Origin of the sequence: Pseudomonas sp. CAU 1711 (assembly GCF_039888625.1) — a bacterium.
Classification (GTDB): Bacteria; Pseudomonadota; Gammaproteobacteria; order Pseudomonadales; family Pseudomonadaceae; genus Aquipseudomonas.
Map to the genome: position 1 here is coordinate 144096 of NZ_JBDQQT010000006.1, position 20716 is coordinate 164811.

Below are 20716 nucleotides of genomic sequence, written 5' to 3' on the forward strand. Positions count from 1 at the left end.
CGGGCCTGGCGGTTTTTCGTGCAGCGCTACAGGCGGCCGTGCAGGGCGTCGTCGAACAGCCGCGCGCAGTCGGCCTCGCTGAGCGGCCTGGGGTTGCCGCCGGCGGAGGGGTCGAGCACCGCCATCTTCGCCACCAGGGCCGCGTGCTCGTCGGTCACCTTCAGCTCGGCCAGGCTGTGCGGCACGCCGCTGTCCTCACGCAGGCGCATGACCAGGTCGAGGAAGCTGGCGAAGCCGGGGTTGGCCAGGCCCAGGTAGGCGGCCAGGCGGGTGATGCGCTCCTCGATCTGGCTGCGGTTGAACTGCAGCACATAGGGCATCAGCACCGCGTTGGTCATGCCGTGGTGGCTGTCGTACAGCGCGCCGATCGGATGGGCCAGGGCGTGCATGCCGCCGAGGCCCTTCTGGAAGGCGGTGGCGCCCATGGCGGCGGCGGCCAGCATGTCGGCGCGGGCGTCGAGATCGTCCGGGGTCTTCACCGCGCGTACCAGCGACTGCTGGATCAGGCGCATGCCCTCCACCGCGATGCCGTCGGCCATGGGGTGGAAGCCGGGCGCGCAGTAGGCCTCCAGGCAGTGGGAGAAGGCGTCCATGCCGGTGCCTGCGGTGACCCAGGCGGGCATGCCGACGGTCAGCTCGGGATCGCTGACGACGATCTTCGGCATCATCTGCGGGTGGAAGATGATGCGCTTGGTATGGCTGCGCTCGTCGGTGAGGATGCCGGCGCGGCCGACTTCCGAGCCGGTGCCGGCGGTGGTCGGCACGGCGATGATCGGCGCGATGCCCTTGGGGTCGGCGCGGGTCCACCAGTCGCCGACATCCTCGAAATCCCACACCGGGCGGCTCTGCCCACTCATGAAGGCGATCAACTTGCCCATGTCCAGGCCGCTGCCGCCGCCGAAGGCGACCACGCCATCGTGCTGGCCGGCGCGGTAGGCGGCCAGGCCGGCGTCGAGGTTGGCGCCGACCGGGTTGGGCTTGAGCTCGCTGAACAGGGCCGCGCCGAGGCCGGCGGCCTTCAGCGAGTCGAGGGCGGCGGTGGTGATCGGCGCGTTGGCCAGGCCGCGGTCGGTGACCAGCAGCGGGCGCTGCATGCCCAGGCTCTGGCACAGCGCCGGCAGCTCCTTGATCCGCCCGGCGCCGAAGCGCACCGAGGTCGGGTAGTTCCAGTTGGCGGTCTTGCTCATGGTTGGGCCTCGATATTTGTGTGCTCCCTCTCCCCTCGGGAGAGGGTAGGGGTGAGGGGCGAGTTGTCGGTAACTCCCTCACCCTACGCGGGCCGCCCCTGCCCCTCTCCCGGGGGGAGAGGGGAGTTACAGGGCGTGGCGCAGGTGGAAGGACTTGGGCCGGGTCAGGTGTTCGTAGCCGAGGCTGGACAGGCTGGCGCCGCGCCCGCTGTGCTTGACCCCGGTCCAGGCCAGCGCCGGGTCGAGGTAGTCGCAGCGGTTCATGAATACGGTGCCGGTGTGCAGCCGGTCGCCGATTCGTTCGGCGGCGTCCGGGTCGGAGGTCCAGATCGCCGCGCTGAGGCCGTAGGGGCTGTCGTTCATCAGCTCGATGGCCTCGGCGTCGCCGGCCACCGGCATGATGCCGACCACCGGGCCGAAGCTTTCCTCGCGCATCACCGCCATCTCGTGGCTGACCCCGGTCAGCACCTGCGGCGCCATATAGGGCGTGCCGGGCGCGTCGGCGGCGAAGTGGCTGGGGTCGATCAGCGCCTTGGCGCCCCTGGCCTTGGCTTCGGCGATCTGCCCGCGAACGAACTCGGCGGCCTGGGCGCGCACCAGCGGACCGAGGGTGGTGTCCTCGTTCAGTGGACTGCCCAGCACATATTGTTTGGTCAGCGCGACGAAGCCTTCGACGAAGGCCGGGTACAGGGCCTTGTCCACGTAGATGCGCTCGATGCCGCAGCAGCTCTGCCCGGAGTTGAAGAAGCTGCCGTCGACCAGGTTCTCCACCGCGTGGGCCAGGTCGGCGTCGCCGCGCACATAGGCCGGGTCCTTGCCGCCCAGCTCCAGGCCGACGCCGATGAAGTGGCCGGCGGCGGCGCTCTCCATCATCCGCCCGGCCTCCACCGAGCCGGTGAAGTTGACCTGCTGCACCTGGCCGGAGGCGATCAGCGCGGCGGTCTGGCCGTGGTCCAGCACCAGGTTGTGGAACAGCCCCTCGGGCAGGCCGGCGCGGGCGAAGGCGGCGGCGAAGCGTTCGCCGACCAGCAGGGTCTGGCTGGCGTGCTTGAGCAGCACCGCGTTGCCGGCCATCAGCGCCGGGATGATGGCGTTCACCGCCGTCAGGTAGGGGTAGTTCCACGGCGCGATCACCAGCACGGTGCCCAGCGGCTCGCGGCGGATGAAGCGGCGAAAGCCTTCTTTCGGCGCCGGCAGCACATCGGCCAGGGCGCTCTCGGCGATGCCGATCATGTGCCGCGCACGTTCCTCGAAACCGCGCAGCTCGCCGCCACCGAAGCGCACCGGGCGGCCCATCTGCCAGGCCAGCTCGGGGACTATCTCGTCCTTCATCGCCAGCATCGCGTCCACCGCCTTCAGGCAGTAGCCGGCGCGCCGTTCGATGGACAGTTCGCGCCAGACGCGCTGGGCCTCGCCGGCGCGGCGCAGGACCTGCTCCAGTTCGTGGCTGCCGATGATGGCCCGTTCGGCGTAGAGGCTGCCGTCGACCGGCGAAATCAGGCGGATATGGTTCATGTTCGCACGGGGCTCCCTGTGATCATCTCCTCTCCCGTGTACGGGAGAGGGTTAGGGAGAGGGCATGGTCCGTCCCTCTCCCCCGGCCCCTCTCCCACTGGTGGGAGAGGGGAGTAAGGTCAATAGCGTTCGAAACCGCGGCGCAGCTCCCAGTCGGTCACCCGGCGGTCGTATTCCAGTTGCTCCCAGCGCGCGGTGTGCAGGTAGTGCTCGACCACCTCGTCGCCGAAGGCGCTGCGCAGCATGGCCGAGTGTTCCAGCGCGGCGCTGGCGCCGCGCAGGGTCTTGGCCACCTCGGGCAGCTCGTCGTGCTGGTAGGCGTCGCCGGAGAAGGGCGCCGGCAGCTCCAGCTGCTCGTCGATGCCGGCCAGGCCGGCGGCGATCAGCGCGGCGAAGGCCAGGTAGGGGTTGAGGTCGGCGCCGCCGATGCGGCACTCGATGCGGATGCCCTTGCCGCCCTCGCCGCACAGGCGAAAGCCCGCGGTGCGGTTGTCGCGGCTCCACACCGCGCGGGTGGGGGCGAAGGTGCCGGCCTGGAAGCGCTTGTAGGAGTTGATGTAGGGGGCGAGGAAATAGGTGATGTCGCCCGCGTACTTGAGCTGCCCGGCGACCCACTGGCGCATCAGCTTGGACATGCCGAACTCGGCCTTGGCGTCGAAGAACAGCGGCTTGTTGCCCTTCAGGCTCCACAGCGAGTTGTGGATATGGCTGCTGGAGCCGGCCAGGTTGTAGTTCCACTTGGCCATGAAGGTGATGGCCTTGCCCTGCAGCAGGGCGATCTCCTTGCAGGCGTGCTTGATGATGCTGTGGCTGTCGGCCATGGTCAGCGCATCGGCGTAGCGCACGTTGATCTCTTCCTGCCCAGGCCCCCACTCGCCCTTGGAGTTCTCCACCGGGATGCCGGCCGCCTGCAGGTGCTTGCGGATGGCGCGCAGCACCGGCTCGTCGCGGATGGTCTGGAGGATGCCGTAGTCCTCGATGTGGTAGTTGGCCGTGCGTGGGTCGCGGTAGTGCTGGGCGTGGATGCTCTCGTAGCTCTGGTCGAACAGGTAGAACTCCAGCTCCGAGGCGAACATGCCCTGGTAGCCGCGCTCCTCCAGGCGGGCGATCTGCCGCTTGAGGATGGCCCGCGGGCTGTGCGGCAGGTCCTGGTGGTGATGGTCCTGCACGTCGCACAGCACCAGGGCGGTGCCTTCCAGCCAGGGCACCAGGCGCATGGTGGCCAGGTCCGGCTTGAACACGAAGTCGCCGTAGCCGCGCTTCCAGCTGGCGGCGGCGTAGCCGGGCACCGGCTCCATGTCGATGTCGTCGGCCAGCAGGTAGTCGCAGCCGTGGGTTTCCTCATGGGCGCTGTCGAGAAAGAACTCGACCTGGAAACGCTTGCCGATCAGGCGGCCCTGCATGTCGACCATGCAGGCCAGCACGGTGTCGACGGTGCCGGCCTCGGCGTGCTGGCGCAGCTGGGCGAGGGTGAGGGGGGCGCTCATCCGTAGTTCTCCCTTGCGGGGCATCGTGCCCCTTGATTCTTGTTGTCGGGAACGGGCCGGCCTGGCCGGCTGCCTTTGACTCTAGTCGAAATTTCGCCGCTGCCCGGAACCCCCGCGAACGCCCCCCGGTCCGATCCGCACGGCCGCTGTGCTAACCTGCGGCCAATTTCGCCCGAGCCCCGTGGGCCGGTATTCAGAGGTCATCCATGCATATCCATATCCTCGGCATCTGCGGCACCTTCATGGGGTCGCTGGCCGTGCTGGCCAAGGAGCTCGGCCACCGCGTCACCGGCTCCGACGCCCACGTCTACCCGCCCATGAGTACCCAGCTGGAGGCGCAGGGCATCGAGCTGCTGCAGGGCTATGATCCGGCCCATTTGCAACCGGCGCCGGACCTGGTGGTGGTCGGCAACGCCCTGAGTCGTGGCAACCCGGCGGTGGAATATGTGCTGAACCAGGGCCTGCCCTACGTCAGCGGCCCGCAGTGGCTGGCCGACCATGTGCTGCAGGGCCGCTGGGTGCTGGCCGCCGCCGGCACCCATGGCAAGACCACCACCAGCAGCATGCTGGCCTGGGTGCTGGAGCATGCCGGCATGAGCCCGGGCTTCCTGATCGGCGGGGTGCCGCAGAACTTCGGCGTGTCGGCGCGCCTGGGCGACACGCCGTTCTTCGTGGTCGAGGCCGACGAGTACGACAGCGCCTTCTTCGACAAGCGCAGCAAGTTCGTCCACTACCGTCCGCGCACGGCCATCCTCAACAACCTGGAATTCGACCACGCGGACATCTTCCCCGACCTGGCGGCCATCGAGCGGCAGTTCCACCATCTGGTGCGTACCGTGCCGGGCGAGGGGCTGATCATTCATCCCGAGAGCGAGTCTGCCCTCAAGCGGGTGATCGGCATGGGCTGCTGGACGCCAGTGCAGACCACCGGCGAAGGCGGGCAGTGGCAGGCGCGCCTGCTCAGCGAGGACGGCTCGCGCTTCGAAGTGCTGTTCGACGGCAAGGTCGAGGGCGTGGTGGCGTGGGAACTCACCGGTCGGCACAACGTCGCCAACGCCCTGGCGACCCTGGCCGCGGCGCGCCATGTCGGCGTGGTACCGGCGCTGGGCGTGGCCGGGCTGTCCTCCTTCAAGAGCGTCAAGCGGCGCATGGAGAAGGTCGCCGAAGTGCAGGGCGTGACTATCTATGATGACTTCGCCCACCACCCGACCGCCATCGCCACCACCCTCGACGGCCTGCGCAAGCGGGTCGGAGACGCGCAGGTAGTGGCGGTGATCGAGCCGCGCTCCAACTCGATGAAGCTCGGCGCCCACCGCGACGGTCTGCCGGATTCCGTGGTGCAGGCCGACCGGGTGTTCTGGTACGCCCCGGCCAACCTGGGCTGGGACCTGGCCGCCTGCGTGGCCGGCTCGAACGTGCCGACCCAGGTGTGCGACTCGCTGGAGGCCATCATCGCCGGCGTGAAGGCCGTGGCCGCGCCCGGCACCCAGGTGGTGATCATGAGCAACGGCGGCTTCGGCGGCCTGCATGGCAAGCTGGTGGCGGCGCTGGCTGAATAGCAAGCTGGCTCCCTCTCCCTCCGGGAGAGGGTTGGGGTGAGGGTGGTGAGGCCAGCTGGGACTGGCCTGACATTCCCTCATCCTACGCGGCCCGCCCTGGCCCCTCTTCCAGGGGAGAGGGGAACTACGCATAAGTGGAGATGGTATGAACGGCCCCGAACGCATCACCCTGGCCATGACCGGCGCCTCCGGTGCCCAGTACGGCCTGCGCCTGCTCGACTGCCTGGTGCAGGAGGAGCGCGAGGTGCACTTCCTGATCTCCAAGGCCGCGCTACTGGTGATGGCCACCGAGACCGACGTGACCCTGCCGGCCAAGCCGCAGGCCATGCAGCAGTTCCTGTCCGAATACACCGGCGCGGCGCCCGGGCAGATCCGCGTGTACGGCAAGGAGGACTGGATGGCGCCGCCGGCCTCCGGCTCCGGCGCGCCGAGCGCCATGGTGGTGGTGCCGTGCAGCACCGGCACCCTGTCGGCCATCGCCAGCGGGGCCTGCAACAACCTGATCGAGCGCGCCGCCGACGTGGTGCTCAAGGAGCGCCGCCAGCTGATCCTGGTGCCGCGCGAGGCGCCGTACTCCAGCATCCATCTGGAGAACATGCTCAAGCTGTCCAACCTCGGCGTGACCATACTGCCGGCCTCGCCCGGCTTCTATCACCAGCCGCAGACCCTCGACGATCTGGTCGACTTCGTCGTCGCGCGCATCCTCAACTGCCTGAACATTCCCCAGGACATGCTGCCGCGCTGGGGCGAGCATCATCTGGCCAGCGATGATTGATGCAGGCGCGAGCACGGCTCGCTACTACGCTGTTGCGGTATTGCTGGCCTGCGCGCTGCTGCCCGGCTGCGCCAGCCTGCGTACCCTGGATGCGGCCAAGCCCGGCGCGCCGCTCATCTATTCCGGCACTCGCCTGGATTGGTACGCGCTGCACGGCGGTTGCTGCCCCGAGGACCGCTTCGGTGCGCCCGCGCCGAAATATGCCGGCCTCGACCTGCCCGCCAGCGCCCTGCTGGATACCCTGCTGCTGCCCTTCGCGGTGGCCGCCGAATTGGGCGTGAGCCTGGGCGTCACCGGCGGCAACTGAGGCGGCGGGCGCCGAGCCCTGCGCCAGAGCGGCTGCCGGGGGCGACGGGCGCTGTTCTTGCAGGCGGCGAGTTGGCATCGGCCAATCATCGTCTAGGCTGACGAAAAAAATGTCGGCTTCGCAGGCAGGGATATGCACCAGGCAATCCGAGCGTATGTGCGTGCTGTAGACCGGATGAACAGGTTCATTGGCCGCGGCGCCATGTACCTGATCTTCGCCATGCTGGGGGTACTGCTCTATTCGTCGCTGAGCAAGGCGCTGTTCGAGCCCTCGCTCTGGACCCTGGAGACCGCCCAGTTCCTCATGGTCGCCTACTTCCTGCTGGGCGGCGCCTACTCCATGCAGCTCGACGCCCATGTGCGCATGGACCTGCTCTACGGTCGCCTGCAACCGCGCACCCGCGCCTGGCTGGATGTGCTGACCGTGGCCTTCCTGCTGTTCTACCTGGCCGTGCTGCTGCACGGCGGCATCTCCTCCACCCGGTACGCCTTCGAGTACGACGAGACCAGCTACTCGGCCTGGTCGCCGCGCATGGCGCCGATCAAGGTGGTGATGGTGATCGGCATCGCCCTGATGCTGCTGCAGGCCATCGCCATGTTCTTCAAGGATGTGGCGCTGATCCGCGGGGAGAGCCTGGAATGAACCATGAGCTGATCGCCCTGCTGATGTTCAGCTCGATGATGCTCCTGCTGCTGACCGGCAAGCGGGTGTTCGGCGCCATCGGCTTCGTCGCCGCCGCCGCGGCGCTGCTGCTGTGGGGCGACGGCGGCGCCGAGCTGCCGTTCAGCGCGGCGATGAAGCTGATGAAGTGGTATCCGCTGCTGACTCTGCCGATGTTCGTGTTCATGGGCTACATGCTTTCCGAATCGGGGGTGGCGGACGACCTGTACCGCATGTTCCACGTGTGGATGGGGCCGCTGCACGGCGGCCTGGCCGTCGGCACCATCGGCCTGATGGTGCTGATCTCGGCGATGAACGGGCTGAGCGTGGCCGGCATGGCCATAGGCGCGACCATCGCCCTGCCCGAACTGCTGCGCCGCGGCTACGACAAGATCATGGTCACCGGGGTGATCCAGGCTGGCAGCTCGCTGGGCATCCTGATTCCGCCCAGCGTGGTGCTGGTGCTGTACGGCATGATCGCCCGCCAGCCGGTCGGCCAGTTGTGGCTGGCCGGGGTGCTGCCGGGGTTGCTGATGGCCACGCTGTTCGTCCTCTACATCGCCGTGCGCTGCCGCCTGCAGCCGCAGCTGGGGCCGCCGCTGAGTCGCGAGGAGCGCGAGCAGATCGGCCTCGGCGAGAAACTGCGGCTGCTGCGCGCCGGCCTGCTGCCGCTGTTCATCTTCGTCTCCATGACCGGCCTGTTCATGCTCGGCTACACCAGCCTGGTGGAGAGCTCGGCGGTCGGCGCCCTGGCCGCCACCCTGGCGGCGGCGGTGCAGGGCCGGCTGACGCGCAAGGTGATGGAGGAGACCCTGCGCAAGACCCTCGGCATTAGCTGCATGTTCATGTGGATCATCCTCGCCGCGCTGTGTTTCGGCGCGGTGTTCGACGGCCTCGGCGCGGTAAGGGCGATCGAGGGCTTCTTCGTCGGCAGCCTGGGCCTGGGGCCCTGGGAGATCCTGATCCTGATGCAGCTGTCGTTCATCCTCATGGGCATGTTCCTCGACGACACCGCCATGCTGGTGATAGTCGCGCCGCTCTACGTGCCGCTGGTGGGCAGCCTGGGCTTCGACCTGGTGTGGTACGGCGTGCTCTACACCATCACCTGCCAGATGGCCTACATGACCCCGCCGTTCGGCTACAACCTGTTCCTGATGCGCGCCATGGCGCCGCCCGAGGTGAGCCTGGGCGACATCTACCGCTCGGTCACCCCCTTCGTGCTGATCATGGGCCTGACCCTGGCGCTGGTGATGATCTACCCGCAGATCGCCCTGTGGCTGCCACAGCTGCACTACGGCGGCTGACAACCGGTTTCAGGATGGCGCCTCTGGCAGATGTCCGCAGTGCACGCGCCGGCCTGGGAAGATGGGAGTCGCAACGGTGCGGCTCCGCTCACAGCTTGGAGAGGACAGCATGAGTACGAGACGCAAGTTCCTGCAGACCGCCGCGCTGGCCGGCGGCACGGCGGCGCTGGGCTCGGCGCATATCTACGCCGCGGAGCCGAAGAAGATCACCTGGCGCCTGCAGACCTACGCCGGGCCGGCGCTGGCCGAACACGTGATCAAGCCGTCGATCGAGGCCTTCAACAAGGTCGCCGAGGGGCAGATGGAGATCCAGCTGTACTTCGCCGACCAGCTGGTGCCCACCGGCGAGCTGTTCCGCGCCATGCAGAAGGGCACCATCGACGCGGTGCAGAGCGACGACGACTCCATCGCCGCACCGGTCGACGTGGCGGTGTTCGGCGGCTACTTCCCCTTCGCCAGCCGCTACAGCCTGGACGTGCCGACCCTGTTCGAACAGTACGGCCTGCGGCAGATCTGGGAAGAGGCCTACAGCGAGGTCAAGGGCGTTACCTGGCTCGGCGCCGGCGCCTGGGACCCATGCAACTTCGCCACGGTCGAGCCGATCAAGTCGCTGGCCGACCTCAAGGGCAAGCGGGTGTTCACCTTTCCCACGGCCGGCAAGTTCCTCGCCCGCTTCGGGGTGATCCCGGTGACCCTGCCCTGGGAGGACGTCGAGGTGGCGATCCAGACCGGCGAGCTGGACGGCATCGCCTGGTCGGGCATCACCGAGGACTACACGGTGGGCTGGGCCAACGTCACCAAGTACTTCCTCACCAACAACATCTCCGGCGCCTGGATCGGCTCCTACTTCGCCAACTCGGACAAGTGGGCGGAGGTGCCGGACAATCTCAAGACCCTGTTCAAGCTGTGCATGGACAGCTCGCACTACTACCGCCAGCACTGGTACTGGGGCGGCGAGGCCAAGCTGCGGGTGCAGGGCGACAAGCTCAAGCTGACCACCATCCCCGATGCCGAGTGGAAGACGGTGGAGGCCGAGGCGCACAAGTTCTGGGACGAGATCGCCAAGACCAGCCCGCGCTGCGCCAAGGTGGTGGAGATCTTCAAGAACTACAACGCGCTGATGGAGCAGGCCGGCCCGCCCTATCGCTACTGAGGCTCAGGCCGGTACCGGCGCCTGGCAGACGTCCACCCACTCGGCCTGCACCAGTTCGGCCAGGCGTCGTGGGCAGATGCGCACGGCGCTATGGATGGCGCCGGCGGCCGGCAGCACTTCGCGGTAGTCGAGCAGCGAGCGATCGCAGTACACCGGCAGCGGCGTGGCCAGGCCGAAGGGGCAGACGCCGCCGACCGGGTGCCCGGTGAGCGCCACCACCGTATCGGCGTCGAGCATCTTGGCGCGACCGCCGAAGGCCTCCTTGAGCTTGCGGTTGTCCAGGCGGGCATCGCCGCGGGCCACCACCAGCAACTCGCGCTCACCCACACGAAAGGCCAGGGTCTTGGCGATCTGCCCCGGCTCCACGCCGTGCGCCTCGGCGGCCAGGGCCACGGTGGCGGTGCTGGTTTCCAGCTCGATGATGGCGATTTCCGGGGCCTTGGCGGCGAAGAAGGCGCGTACCGAATCCAGGCTCATGGGCTGTCACTTCCTGCGGACGAAGAGCCGAATCCTTGGCGACCCGGGCGCCGCCGTCAAGCCTCGCCGCCCGTTAGCGGCCCAGGCGGCGCAGTTCGTCGGACTCGATGATGCGGATGCCGTCGCTCTCCTCCAGGGCCAGGCGCCACAGGGCGCGGGCCAGCACGGCCACCTCGATGCCGCGGTACTTGCCGGGAATCCAGCGCAGCAGCGGCGCGGCCAGACGTTCGCCGAGGCGGAACTCGCGGCGCGGGCCGAGCAGCAGGGAGGGGCGGACTATGGTCAGCTGCGGCCAGTCCATCGCCTTGAGCGCCTCTTCCGTTTCGCCCTTGACCCGGTTGTAGAACACCGTGGAATGCGGGTCGGCGCCCAGCGCGCTGATCACCAGCAGGTGGCGAGTGCCCAGCTCGCGGGCGCGGCGGGCGAAGGCCAGCACCAGCTCCTGGTCGACGGCGCGGAAGGCCTCCTTGGAGCCGGCCTGGCGCAGGGTGGTGCCCAGGCAGCAGAAGGCGGCATCGATGCGCCCGGCCAGCTGCGGCAGCAGGTCGCTCAGCTGCCCCACCGGGTTGTCCAGGTGCGGGTGCTCGGCCAGCGGGCTGCGGCTGGGTGCTAGCACGCGGCTGATGGTCGGCTCGCTGAGCAGGCGGTCGAGCAGGTGTTCGCCGGTGAGGCCGGTGGCCCCGGCGAGGAGTATGTGTTGCGGCGTCAGGTACATGCTGGGTCCTCCGCTGTTACTTATCAGCTTAGAGCGAATCGGCAGAACCGGCCTGAATTTGATCGCAAATTACGGCGCCTTCGTCGCAGCCGTCAGGGCCTGCTCGGCCTGTTCCCGGCGCAGCCGCTTCCAGTGCTCGAGCACCGCCCGCGGCGCCCACAGCTGCGGCTCGGAAGGCTCGAAGTCGTCGGCCTTCTCGCGCTCGGCGACCTTGGCTTTGGCCAGCGCGAAGGCACGGGCCAGGTCGTCGGTCTCGTTCAGCGCCTCGGCGAACAGGGCGCGACCGAAGTAGGTGAAGTCGTTGTCCTCGGAGCAGCCGAAGGACACCCGGTCGGCGCGGGCGGCGGTCATCACCAGGGTCTTGCCGTCCTTCAGCGGCGGGATGAAACCGCCGGAGTAGCAGGCCGAGATCACCACCACCTTGTGCCTGTCCTTGAGCGGTGCGAGCAGCGCAGCCAGTTCGCTGGCCGGCAGGTCGGCCAGCTGCAGGCGCGGCTGGTCGATGCTCAGCTCGTGTTCGCGCGAGCCGTGGCTGGTCAGATAGAGGAACACCAGATCCTCGGGACCGCTGCGCTCGGCCAGGGCCTGCACGGCGCGGCTCAGGCTCTCGCGGGTGGCCAGCGGGCGGTCGGCCAGGTGGTCGCGATGGTTGATCAGGCTGACATGGCCGCGGGTGCCGAAGCGCTCGCGCAGCAGCGTGCTGACATAGTCGACCTCGCGCAGGAACACGCTCTGCTTGCCGTCGCCGGCCAGGGCCAGGCTGTACAGCTCGACCGCCGGGGTGGAGGCGGGCAGGGCGTCCAGCGCCTGTTGCAGGAGTTGACCCTGTTGCAGCAGGCCGAGTTCCAGCGGATCGGCCTTGGCCTCGCCGTCGTCGCGGCGCAGCAGTTCGCCATTGCTCCAGATGCCCTGGGTGCGCTGGCCGTCGAGCGCGGTGAGGGCGCCTGCGCCGGCGTACTGGCCGTCGGCGAACTGGCCCTGGTAGACGCTGCCGTCGGCCAGGCTCAGCTTGCCCTGGCCGTGGAAGCGCCAGTAGCGGAACTCGCCCTCGTAGTGGCGGCCGTCGCTGCCGCGGAACTCGCCCTTGCCGTTCAGCGCACCGTTGTCGAAGCGGCCTTTCCAGACTTCGCCATCGCCGTCCTGGTAGCGGCCCTTGCCGTGGAACAGGCTGTTGCGAAAGCCGCCGCTGTAGCTTTCGCCGTCCTCGCCCCGGTAGCTGCCCTCGCCCTGCAGCAGGCCATTCTTGAAGGTGCCGCTGAACTGGCCCTCGGCGCTGCTGCGCGTGCCCTCGCCATTCGGCTTGCCGCGCACGAAGCGGCCCTGATGGCGGCTGCCGTCCGGCCACTCCAGGGTGCCCAGGCCGTGGTAGAGGCCCTTGGCGAACTCGCCGCGATAGCTCAGGCCGCCGCGCTGCAGATGCCCCTCGCCATGCATGCGGCCCTGGGCGAAGGCGCCTTCGTAGCGGCCACCGTTGCCGTCGGTCAGCGTGCCCTGACCGTGGAACAGGCCCCGGTGGAACTGGCCGACGTAGCGCTCGCCCTGGGCGCCGCGCCACTCGCCATGGCCTTCGAACAGGCCATTGTCGAAGCGCCCCTGGTAGTAGGCGCCGTTGGCGTAGTCGATGCGTCCCTCGCCCTGCAGGCGGCCGTCCACCAGTTCGCCGCGGTAGCGCCCGCCGTCGGGCAGCACGGCGTCCGGCGGCAGCAGCGGCTCGCCGTCGCCGCAGGCGGCCAGCAGCAGGGCGAGGGAGAGTGGGGCCAGGGTGCGCAGCATGATGAGTGTTCCGTTCTTGCGATGTTTCGAGTATGCCAGCGCCAGAATGACAACGGGGCGCCTTGGCGCCCCGTCGCGTGCGACCGCCGTGCGGTCAGACGAAGCAGAGGGTCAGCGGCTCGGCGATATAGGCCGGTTTCTCCTCGCCCTCGATCTCCAGGGTCGCCTGCAGCTTGATCAGCCACTGGCCGGCGCGCTTCTCGGTGACTTCCAGCACGCTGACGGCCAGGCGCACGCGCGAGTCGACCTTGACCGGCTGGATGAAGCGCACGCTGTCCAGGCCATAGTTGACGGCCATCTTCAGGCCCTCGGGCATGATCATCAGGCCTTCCATCAGCTTGGGGATGAGCGACAGGCTGAGGAAGCCATGGGCGATGGTGCCGCCGAAGGGGGTGTGCTTGGCCTTGACCGGGTCGACGTGGATGAACTGGTGATCGCCGGTGCACTCGGCGAACTGGTCGATGCGTTGCTGATCGATGGTCAACCATTCGGAACGTCCGAGTTCCTTGCCTACATAGTCTTGCAGTTGTGCAGCGGGTACGAACGGCATAGATCCTCCTTGAGGATGCGAGGTTACTTGTTGCTCTTTACGGTGAACCAGGCTGGCCCTAGAACAGCATGGCGCGGCGGCGTGGGTCAAGCCGAAAGTCGCGGTTTATGGCGGCCCCTCGGGCGTGCCTATAATGCTCGTCCATCCCGCGCCGGAGACCTCCGCATGCTGCTTCGCGGCCTGACCTGGCTGGTGCTGTTCCAGCTGCTCGGCACCGCCCTCAACGTGCTGTGCCTGCCCATGCTGCCGGGCCCGATCCTGGGCATGCTGCTGCTGTTCCTTTTCCTGCTGCTGCGCGGCGAAGTCGGCGAACCGATCACCCAGGCCGCGGGCAGCCTGCTGCGCTACCTGCCGCTGCTGCTGGTGCCGCCGGCGGTGGGGGTGATGGCCTATGCCGAGCAGATCGCCGCCGACTTCTGGGCGCTGGCCGGCGCCCTGGGCCTGTCGCTGCTGCTGTCGCTGCTGTTCGCCGGCTGGCTGATGCAGCGCCTGATCGAGCGCCAGGCGCGGCGCGAGGAGCGGCCATGAGCCTGGACTGGCACGGCGCGCTGCAGGCGGTGGTGCATCACCCGCTGTTCGGCGTCGGCATCACCCTGGCGGTCTACCAGCTGGCGCTGGCCGCCTACGAGCGCACCCGCTGGGTGTTCCTGCAGCCGGTGCTGGTGTCCATGACCGTGCTGATCGGCGTGCTGCTGGCCGCCGGGCTCAGCTATGCGGAATATCGCCAGAGCACCTTCCTGCTCGGCGTGCTGCTGGGGCCGACCACCGTGGCCCTGGCCGTGCCGCTGTTCCTCAATCTCAAGCGCATCCGCCAGCTGTTCTGGCCGACCCTGCTCACCCTGCTGCTCGCCGGTCTGCTCGCCACCCTGCTGGGCGTGGCCCTGGCCTGGCTGTTCGGCGCAGAGCGGATGATGCTGATGACCATCGCGCCCAAGTCGGTGACCTCGCCCATCGCCATGTTGGTGGCCGAGCAGATCGGCGGGGTGGCGGCGCTGGCCGCGGTGTTCGTGCTGATCACCGGGGTGCTCGGCGCCATCTGCGGACCGGAATTGCTGCGCCGCGCCGGCGTGCGCCATCCGGCGGCCCAGGGCATGGCGCTGGGGCTGACCGCCCACGCGGTGGGCACGGCGCGCGCCCTGCAGGAGGGCGAGGAATGCGGCGCCTTCGCCGCCCTGGCCATGAGCCTGATGGGCATGCTGACCGCCGTGCTGCTGCCGCTGGCGGTGGCGCTGGTCGTCTGAGAGCCCGTGCGAAGCGCCGTCAAGCGCGAGGCGGGGCGTGCCTGTCGAAAGACGATTTGCCGCCGTTAAACGCCGCTTCGCTTGTTTACGCGGGCACCTGGCCCTAGCCTGACTCTAGCGCGCATGACTTTGCACAGGCTCTGAGGGAGCGTCGATGAGTTATCCACTGTTTCCGCTCAACACCGTGCTGTTTCCCGGCTGCATCCTCGATCTGCAGATCTTCGAGGCGCGCTACCTGGACATGGTCAGCGCCTGCATGAAGCGCGGTGAGGGCTTCGGCGTGGTCGCCATACTCGAAGGCCAGGAGGTCGGCGGGGCGGTCAAGCGCTTCGCCGCGCTGGGCTGCGAGGCGCTGATCCGCGACTTCCAGCAGCGCCCCAACGGCCTGCTCGGCATCCGCGTCGAGGGTGGGCGGCGCTTTCGCGTGAGCAAGGCGCTGGTGCAGCCGAACCAGCAGACCCTGGCCGAGGTGGACTGGCTGGCCGAGGCCGGGGATGCCGCGCTGCTGGACGAGCACGCCGACCTCGCCGCGCTGCTCGGCGCCCTGGCCGAGCATCCGCTGGTGGCCGGCCTTGGCATGGGCGGGGCGGTCGACGGCCAGCAGGCCCTGGCCAACCAGCTGGCCTACCTGCTGCCCTTCGCCGTCGAGCAGAAACTGCAGCTGCTGGTGTTGGACTCGCCTTCGCAGCGTCTCGAGCTGATTCAGCAGTTGCTGGAGCAGTTGCAGGAGATCACCGCATAGGCTGGATGGCCGCAGCCATCCGTCACGGTGGACAAGCTTTCGGCGTTGTCCACCCTACGGAAATAGCTCAATAGCGGTACTGCAGGATCGCCTGCGGCAGCGCCCAGGCGCTGATCGCGCCGAGCAGGGCCAGGGTCGCCGGCAGGATCAGCCACCACACCCGCGCGCCCAGCGGCGCCATCGGCGCGCGGCGCTGCAGCCAGGCCAGGCTGGCGGCGCACAGGCTGCCGGCGAGCAGGGCGCCGGCCAGTATGTCGGTCGGCCAGTGCACCCCCAGATAGACCCGCGAGGCGGCGATGCACAGCGCCGGCAGGCTGGCCAGCAGCATCCAGGTCAGCCGCGTGCGCGCCGGCGCGCCGCGCCCGGCCAGCACGCCCAGGGCAAGGAAGAAGGCGAAGGCCGCCGAACTGTGGCCGCTGGGCAGGCTGAAGCTCTCCAGCGGATGCTGCAGCACCTCCGGGCGGGCGCGGGCGAACAGCTGCTTGAGGCCGCTGGTGGCCAGGGCGGTGCACAGCATGCAGCTGGCGACGAACAGGGCGGCGTGGAGGCGGCGGGCGAGTAGCAGGAGCAGGGTCAGCAATGCGCCGGCGGCCAGCTGGGTGTCGAAGTCGCCGAGGCCGGTGATCAGCAGGGCCAGGCTGTCCAGGTGCGGGTTGCGCTGCTCCTGGACCAGGGCGTTCAGGCCGTGGTCGAGGGCGTCGAGGTGGGGGATGCCGAGCAGCAGGGCGAGCAGCAGCGCGGCGCTGCTGCCGGCGGCCAGCAGGGTGGCCCAGCGCTGCTCGCGCAGGCTGCTGTGGATCACCGCCAGCAGCATCAGGGCGATGCCGGCGGCGACCAGCCCGGCCTCGCGCCAGAAGCCCTCCGGCAGGGGCAGGCGCATGGCCGCGCCGGTGGCCCAGCCCGGCAGCAGGTAGGCCACTGCCCAGCCGGCGGCCAGCAGGCTGATCAGCAGAAAGCGCACGAAGGGCATGTCGAGCATGCCGGCCACCAGCGGCAGCATGGGCCGCAGCGGGCCTATGTAGCGGCCGACCAGCAGGCTGACCACGCCGTAGCGCTGGAAATAGCGCTCCGCGCCGCTCAGCCACTCGGGGTGGTCGCGCAGCAGCGGCAGGCGGCGGATGCCCTGGTGGAAGCGACGGCCGATGGCATAGGAGATGACATCGCCGAGCAGGCCGCCGGCATAGGCCAGCAGCAGGGTCTCGCCCAGGCTCAGGGCGCCGCTGCCGGCCAGCACGCCGAGGGCGAACAGCAGCACGGTGCCAGGCACCAGCAGGCCGGCCAGGGCCAGGCACTCCAGGCAGGCGGCCAGGAACAGGACCAGGCCCAGCCACTGCGGGTGGGCCTCCAGCCAGGTCGATAGGTGGGCGAACCATTCAGTCATGGGTGTCCTCGGGATCGAGCAGGAAGTAGTCGCGCCCTTCGACCTGGCCCCGGCGCAGCGGGTTGCGGGTGCACTGGCGGGCGAAGGCGGCGTCGACGAAACGGTAGGGCAGGTGTTCGTCGCGCCCGGCCGGGATGCCCAGGCGGGTGGTCTGGACGATGCGGGCCGGGCGCGCGCCGACGTCCTCGACGAACAGCCGCTGCGGGTCGAAGCGGCGGCCGTCCCAGTCCGCTACCCTGAGGCCGAGTGCCTTGCACAGCAGGGTCTGGCCGGCGCACAGGCGTTCGGGTGGGCGCGGCTCGCCGCTGGCGGCGGGGTTGTTGGCCTGCATGCGCGGCAGGGCGTCGGCCGCGCAGCGCTCGTCCAGCCAGGGCGCGGCCGACTTGATCAGCACCGCATTGCCGGGCCCCTGGGCGCTGAAGTTCAGCGAGTCGCCGCCGCGGGCGTAGTACATGTAGATGTGCCCGCCATCGAGGAACAGCGCGCGGCGCTTGTCGGTGTAGCCGAGCGAGGCGTGGCTGCCCTTGTCGGTCAGGTAGTAGGCCTCGGTCTCGATGATCCGCGCCGCCAGCCAGTGGCCGCGATGGCAATGGCGGATCACCTTGCCCAGCAGGGCGCGGGCGAGCAACTGGGCGTCGCGGTCGAAGAAGCTGTCGGGTAGTGGGCGGGCGGGGGCGCGCATCGGTGCTCCGGGTCGGCGAGTGGCGCGATCTTAGCAGCGCCGCCCGCTGTTCGGGGCCATCGCCCTGGTCGTGCGTCCGGCGGCGCTGGGCGCGGCGGGGCATGCCGGCTATAATCAGCCACTTTTTTCCAGCCACCGGACCTTCGCCGACCATGACCGAGTCCGTACTCGACTACATGACCCGTCTGGGCCGCGCCGCGCGCGCCGCCTCGCGGGTGCTCGCCCGCGCCAGCACGGCGCAGAAGAATCGCGCCCTGCTGGCCGCCGCCGCCGCCCTCGACGCCGCCCGCGCCGAGCTTGCCGCCGCCAACGAGCTGGACCTGGCCGCCGCCCGCGCCAATGGTCTGGAGCCAGCCATGGTCGACCGCCTGGCGCTGACCCCAGCGCGCATCGACGGCATGATCGAGGGCCTGCGCCAGGTCGCCGCGCTGCCCGACCCGGTCGGCGCCATCCGCGACATGAGCTATCGGCCGTCCGGTATCCAGGTCGGCAAGATGCGCGTGCCGCTGGGCGTGATCGGCATCATCTACGAGTCGCGGCCGAACGTGACCATCGACGCCGCCAGCCTGTGCCTGAAGTCCGGCAACGCCACCATCCTGCGTGGTGGTTCCGAGGCCATCCACTCCAACCGCGCCATCGCCCGCTGCATCCAGCAGGGCCTGGCCGAGGCCGGGCTGCCGGCCGCCTGCGTGCAGGTGGTGGAGACCACCGACCGCGCCGCCGTCGGCGCGCTGATCACGTTGCCGGAGTTCGTCGACGTGATAGTTCCGCGCGGCGGCAAGGGCCTGATCGAGCGCATCAGCAAGGACGCACGGGTGCCGGTGATCAAGCACCTGGACGGCATCTGCCACGTCTATGTCGACGCCCATGCCGATTTGGCCAAGGCCGGCGACATCGCCTTCAACGCCAAGACCTACCGCTACGGCATCTGCGGCGCCATGGAGACCCTGCTGGTCGACCAGGCGGTGGCCGCCGACTTCCTCCCGGCGATCGCCGCGCGCCTGCGCGACAAGGGCGTCGAGCTGCGCGGCTGCGAGCGCACCCGCGCGCTGATCGAGGCGCTGCCGGCCACGGAAGAGGACTGGAGCACCGAGTACCTGGCGGCGATCCTGTCGATCCGCGTGGTCGACGGCCTGGAGCAGGCCATCGAGCACATCAATCATTACGGCTCGCACCACACCGACGCCATCGTCACCGAGCACCAGGGCCAGGCCCGGCGCTTCCTCGCCGAGGTCGACTCCAGCTCGGTGATGCTGAATACGCCGACCTGCTTCGCCGACGGCTTCGAGTACGGCCTGGGCGCTGAGATCGGCATCTCCACCGACAAGCTGCACGCCCGCGGTCCGGTCGGCCTGGAGGGCCTGACCTGCGAGAAGTATGTGGTGATCGGCGACGGCCAGCTGCGCGGGCAGAATGCCTAAGCAGGGGGGCGCCCAGTCCGCCGCGCCACGGCGCATCGGCCTGCTCGGCGGCACCTTCAACCCGGTGCACGTCGGCCACCTGCGCGCGGCGCTGGAAGTGGCCGAGTTCATGGCTCTGGACGAGCTGCGTCTGGTGCCCAGCGCGCGCCCGCCGCACCGCGAGGCGCCGCAGGCCACGGCCGAGCAGCGCCTGGCCATGGTGCGCCTGGCGGTAGCCGGCGAGCCGCGGCTGGCGGTGGACGATCGCGAGCTCAGGCGCGACAGGCCGTCCTTCACCGTCGACACTCTGGAGTCGGTGCGCGGCGAACTGGCGACGGACGACCAGCTGTTTCTCCTGCTCGGCTGGGATGCCTTCTGCGGTTTGCCGAGCTGGCACCGCTGGCAGGAACTGCTGCAGCACTGCCACATGCTGGTGCTGCAGCGCCCGGACGCCGACAGCGAGGCGCCCGAGGCGCTGCGCGATCTGGTCGCCGCGCGCAGCGTGCACGACCCGCTGAGCCTCGAGGGACCGAGCGGGCAGCTCAGCTTCATCTGGCAGACGCCGCTGGCGGTGTCCGCCACGCAGATTCGCCAGTTGCTGGCGGACGGGCGTTCGGCGCGCTACCTGGTGCCCGATGCCGTGCTGACCTATATCCAAACGCAGGGGCTGTACCCTGCGCAAACCCTTTCATGAGGTAGAGATGCAGAACGAAGAACTGGTCCGGGTCGCCGTAGGCGCCCTGGAAGAACTCAAGGGCAAGGACATCACCACCATCGATGTGCGCGGCAAGACCAGCGTCACCGATTTCATGGTGATCGCCAGCGGCACCTCCAGCCGTCACGTCAAGTCGATGGCCGAGAACGTCCTGGAGAAGGTCAAGGAGCAGGGCGTGCGCCCGCTCGGCAACGAGGGTCTGGACGGCGGCGAATGGGCCCTGCTCGACTTGGGCGACGTGGTGGTGCACGTGATGCAGGTCGCCACCCGTCAGTTCTACGACCTGGAGCGCCTGTGGCAGGGCGCCGAGCAGAGCCGCGCCCATCACCAAGACCAGCCGGAATAAGATAGGGTCTGTTCCCGTTTCGCCACGGCCGCGCCGGCGCCGGTTTTGGCGTGGGGCAAGGCATGAGGAGAGAAGTTTGGTCATTCCAAATGAGCGACGAATAACGCAGCACCGCGCCAAAACCGGCCCGGCCCTGCGGGTTGCGCGGCAAATGGCGCCATGCGTCGTTGCGGGACTTGCCAAGGGAATGACCATTGCCTGCGTCCCGCGCCTAGCCTGGCGCCATTTGGCGCGGCAACGCGGCTCGTGCCGAAACGGGAACAGACCCTAATCGTGCGTATCAAGCTGATCGCCGTCGGCTCGCGCATGCCGCGCTGGGTGGAGGAGGGCTGGCAGGAGTACGTCAAGCGCCTGCCGGCCGAGCTGCCGCTGGAGCTGGTGGAAATTCCGCTGAACACCCGTGGCAAGAACGCCGACGTCGCCCGCCTGATCCGCCAGGAGGGCGAGGCCATGCTGGGCAAGGTGCAGGCGGGGGAACGCATCGTCACCCTGGAGGTCACAGGCAAGCCCTGGAGCACCGAGCAGCTGGCCGCCGAGCTGGAGCGCTGGCGCCTCGACGCGCGCAACGTCAACCTGATGGTCGGCGGCCCCGAGGGCCTGGCGCCGGAAGTCTGCGCGCGTAGCGAGCAGCGCTGGTCGCTGTCGCCGCTGACCCTGCCGCACCCGCTGGTGCGCATCCTGGTCGGTGAGCAAATCTATCGGGCCTGGACCGTGCTGTCCGGCCATCCGTATCACAAGTAAGTAGCA

The 20716-nt window shown here is 69.1% G+C and carries 22 protein-coding genes; 13 read left to right on the plus strand and 9 right to left on the minus strand.

All coding sequences use genetic code 11. From position 1 onward, the window contains the following. Positions 1-26: 26 nt before the first annotated feature. From AAFN46_RS08665 to AAFN46_RS08675, 3 genes are all read right to left on the minus strand, one after another. Positions 27-1187, minus strand: a complete 1161-nt coding sequence (locus AAFN46_RS08665) for an iron-containing alcohol dehydrogenase (protein ID WP_347808276.1) — start codon at positions 1185-1187, stop codon at positions 27-29. A gap of 126 nt (positions 1188-1313) precedes the next feature. After that, complete coding sequence (locus tag AAFN46_RS08670; RefSeq protein WP_347808277.1) at positions 1314-2702, minus strand: aldehyde dehydrogenase family protein; 1389 nt, start codon at positions 2700-2702, stop codon at positions 1314-1316. A 119-nt stretch (positions 2703-2821) separates the two neighbouring features. Then, the gene (locus AAFN46_RS08675; protein ID WP_347808278.1) at positions 2822-4189 is read right to left on the minus strand and encodes a glutamine synthetase family protein; all 1368 of its coding nucleotides are present in this window, start codon (positions 4187-4189) and stop codon (positions 2822-2824) included. A gap of 206 nt (positions 4190-4395) precedes the next feature. On the opposite strand from AAFN46_RS08675, the gene mpl reads away from it, so the two are divergent. The 6 genes from mpl (at position 4396) to AAFN46_RS08705 (ending at position 9947) form a co-directional block, all read left to right on the plus strand. Then, positions 4396-5748 (plus strand): UDP-N-acetylmuramate:L-alanyl-gamma-D-glutamyl-meso-diaminopimelate ligase, encoded by a 1353-nt coding sequence (gene mpl, locus AAFN46_RS08680; protein WP_347808279.1) that lies wholly within the window; start codon positions 4396-4398, stop codon positions 5746-5748. A 145-nt stretch (positions 5749-5893) separates the two neighbouring features. Further along, positions 5894-6523 carry a flavin prenyltransferase UbiX gene (ubiX, locus tag AAFN46_RS08685; RefSeq protein ID WP_347808280.1) on the plus strand — a complete coding sequence of 210 codons (630 nt, stop codon included), beginning with the start codon at positions 5894-5896 and terminating at the stop codon, positions 6521-6523. Continuing rightward, positions 6516-6830: a YceK/YidQ family lipoprotein gene (locus AAFN46_RS08690; protein WP_347808281.1), complete on the plus strand. Its 315-nt coding sequence runs from the start codon at positions 6516-6518 to the stop codon at positions 6828-6830. The genes ubiX and AAFN46_RS08690 overlap by 8 nt, the downstream gene beginning before the upstream one ends. Positions 6831-6962: 132 nt before the next feature. Then, the gene (locus AAFN46_RS08695; protein WP_347808282.1) at positions 6963-7472 is read left to right on the plus strand and encodes a TRAP transporter small permease subunit; all 510 of its coding nucleotides are present in this window, start codon (positions 6963-6965) and stop codon (positions 7470-7472) included. Beyond that, the gene (locus AAFN46_RS08700; protein WP_347808283.1) at positions 7469-8794 is read left to right on the plus strand and encodes a TRAP transporter large permease subunit; all 1326 of its coding nucleotides are present in this window, start codon (positions 7469-7471) and stop codon (positions 8792-8794) included. Before AAFN46_RS08695 ends, AAFN46_RS08700 begins: the two co-directional genes overlap by 4 nt. Positions 8795-8903: 109 nt before the next feature. Continuing rightward, positions 8904-9947 carry a TRAP transporter substrate-binding protein gene (locus AAFN46_RS08705; protein ID WP_347808284.1) on the plus strand — a complete coding sequence of 348 codons (1044 nt, stop codon included), beginning with the start codon at positions 8904-8906 and terminating at the stop codon, positions 9945-9947. Between the two features lie 3 nt (positions 9948-9950). On the opposite strand, the gene AAFN46_RS08710 is transcribed toward AAFN46_RS08705, so the two are convergent. The 4 genes from AAFN46_RS08710 to AAFN46_RS08725 all read right to left on the minus strand — a co-directional run bounded on the left by AAFN46_RS08710 (position 9951) and on the right by AAFN46_RS08725 (position 13462). Further along, entirely contained in the window at positions 9951-10424 is a 474-nt protein-coding gene (locus tag AAFN46_RS08710; RefSeq protein ID WP_347808285.1) for a YbaK/EbsC family protein, read from the minus strand. Positions 10425-10497: 73 nt separating this feature from the next. After that, on the minus strand, positions 10498-11139 hold the full coding sequence (locus tag AAFN46_RS08715; protein ID WP_347808286.1) for an oxidoreductase: 642 nt from the start codon (positions 11137-11139) through the stop codon (positions 10498-10500). 69 nt (positions 11140-11208) lie between these two features. Next, the gene (locus AAFN46_RS08720; RefSeq protein ID WP_347808287.1) at positions 11209-12912 is read right to left on the minus strand and encodes a C13 family peptidase; all 1704 of its coding nucleotides are present in this window, start codon (positions 12910-12912) and stop codon (positions 11209-11211) included. A 94-nt stretch (positions 12913-13006) separates the two neighbouring features. Then, entirely contained in the window at positions 13007-13462 is a 456-nt protein-coding gene (locus tag AAFN46_RS08725) for a MaoC family dehydratase (protein ID WP_347808288.1), read from the minus strand. Between the two features lie 165 nt (positions 13463-13627). Here AAFN46_RS08725 and AAFN46_RS08730 point away from each other — a divergent pair, with 165 nt between their 5' ends. From AAFN46_RS08730 to AAFN46_RS08740, 3 genes are all read left to right on the plus strand, one after another. Continuing rightward, on the plus strand, positions 13628-13990 hold the full coding sequence (locus tag AAFN46_RS08730) for a CidA/LrgA family protein (RefSeq protein WP_347808289.1): 363 nt from the start codon (positions 13628-13630) through the stop codon (positions 13988-13990). Positions 13991-13992: 2 nt separating this feature from the next. After that, positions 13993-14703, plus strand: a complete 711-nt coding sequence (locus AAFN46_RS08735) for an LrgB family protein (RefSeq protein WP_347808386.1) — start codon at positions 13993-13995, stop codon at positions 14701-14703. Positions 14704-14857: 154 nt separating this feature from the next. Next, positions 14858-15445 carry an LON peptidase substrate-binding domain-containing protein gene (locus AAFN46_RS08740; RefSeq protein WP_347808290.1) on the plus strand — a complete coding sequence of 196 codons (588 nt, stop codon included), beginning with the start codon at positions 14858-14860 and terminating at the stop codon, positions 15443-15445. Between the two features lie 67 nt (positions 15446-15512). Here AAFN46_RS08740 and AAFN46_RS08745 read toward each other — a convergent pair whose 3' ends face one another. Together AAFN46_RS08745 and AAFN46_RS08750 are read right to left on the minus strand one after the other, a co-directional pair. Next, positions 15513-16826: a bifunctional DedA family/phosphatase PAP2 family protein gene (locus tag AAFN46_RS08745; RefSeq protein WP_347808291.1), complete on the minus strand. Its 1314-nt coding sequence runs from the start codon at positions 16824-16826 to the stop codon at positions 15513-15515. Continuing rightward, positions 16819-17508: a DNA-3-methyladenine glycosylase gene (locus AAFN46_RS08750; RefSeq protein ID WP_347808292.1), complete on the minus strand. Its 690-nt coding sequence runs from the start codon at positions 17506-17508 to the stop codon at positions 16819-16821. Before AAFN46_RS08750 ends, AAFN46_RS08745 begins: the two co-directional genes overlap by 8 nt. 152 nt (positions 17509-17660) lie before the next feature. On the opposite strand from AAFN46_RS08750, the gene AAFN46_RS08755 reads away from it, so the two are divergent. The 4 genes from AAFN46_RS08755 to rlmH all read left to right on the plus strand — a co-directional run bounded on the left by AAFN46_RS08755 (position 17661) and on the right by rlmH (position 20710). Then, positions 17661-18929 (plus strand): glutamate-5-semialdehyde dehydrogenase, encoded by a 1269-nt coding sequence (locus tag AAFN46_RS08755; RefSeq protein WP_347808293.1) that lies wholly within the window; start codon positions 17661-17663, stop codon positions 18927-18929. Further along, on the plus strand, positions 18922-19602 hold the full coding sequence (gene nadD, locus AAFN46_RS08760) for a nicotinate-nucleotide adenylyltransferase (RefSeq protein ID WP_347808294.1): 681 nt from the start codon (positions 18922-18924) through the stop codon (positions 19600-19602). Before AAFN46_RS08755 ends, nadD begins: the two co-directional genes overlap by 8 nt. Positions 19603-19609: 7 nt before the next feature. Next, a complete protein-coding gene (gene rsfS / locus AAFN46_RS08765; RefSeq protein WP_347808295.1) occupies positions 19610-19969 on the plus strand; it encodes a ribosome silencing factor in 360 nt (119 codons plus the stop codon). 273 nt (positions 19970-20242) lie between these two features. Continuing rightward, the gene (gene rlmH / locus AAFN46_RS08770; RefSeq protein ID WP_347808296.1) at positions 20243-20710 is read left to right on the plus strand and encodes a 23S rRNA (pseudouridine(1915)-N(3))-methyltransferase RlmH; all 468 of its coding nucleotides are present in this window, start codon (positions 20243-20245) and stop codon (positions 20708-20710) included. Positions 20711-20716: the final 6 nt, after the last annotated feature.